Origin of the sequence: Streptomyces sp. DH12 (assembly GCF_020873895.1) — a bacterium.
In the GTDB taxonomy this organism is placed as follows: domain Bacteria; phylum Actinomycetota; class Actinomycetes; order Streptomycetales; family Streptomycetaceae; genus Streptomyces.
Genome location: NZ_JAHWGT010000806.1, coordinates 1 through 484, shown reverse-complemented (window position 1 = coordinate 484; position 484 = coordinate 1). Strand labels below are relative to the sequence as shown.

Annotated in this window: 1 pseudogene; it reads left to right on the top strand. The window is 67.6% G+C overall.

Features of this window, described 5'->3' with window-relative positions:
• Positions 1-324: 324 nt before the first annotated feature.
• Positions 325-484 (top strand): annotated as a pseudogene (locus LPA54_RS37175) (phosphoglucosamine mutase); the annotation flags it as partial.

Sequence of the window (484 nt, the reverse complement as noted above, 5' to 3'; positions counted from 1 at the left end):
GTCTGAAGAAGGCCCGCAAGGCTCCGCAGTACAGCAAGCGCTAATCGCAGGGCGCTCGCGCGTACTCCGAACGCCCCGGCGGCACGCCATCGTGCTGCCGGGGCGTTCGTTTATTCACTGGCGTGGGCGTATAACGGCACAAGGCGCTCAAACGCTAATGTGATCGGATGGTCGGGCGGTGACGCCGAGGTGTACGCCCGGTGCGCGTTCCCGTGACATGGGAGCCGGGGTCGTTCCGCGACCGTCGAACACAGCAGAAGCTCAGCTTTGTCAGTGGCAGGACCCTGGAGGGCTGTCGATACTGACGCATCCTCAGGAGGACAAGTGGGACGACTCTTCGGCACGGACGGCGTGCGCGGTGTCGCCAACGCGGATCTCACGGCGGAGATGGCGCTCGGCCTGTCCGTCGCCGCCGCGCACGTACTGGCCGAGGCGGGCACGTTCGAAGGGCACCGGCCCACCGCCGTGGTCGGACGGGACCCGC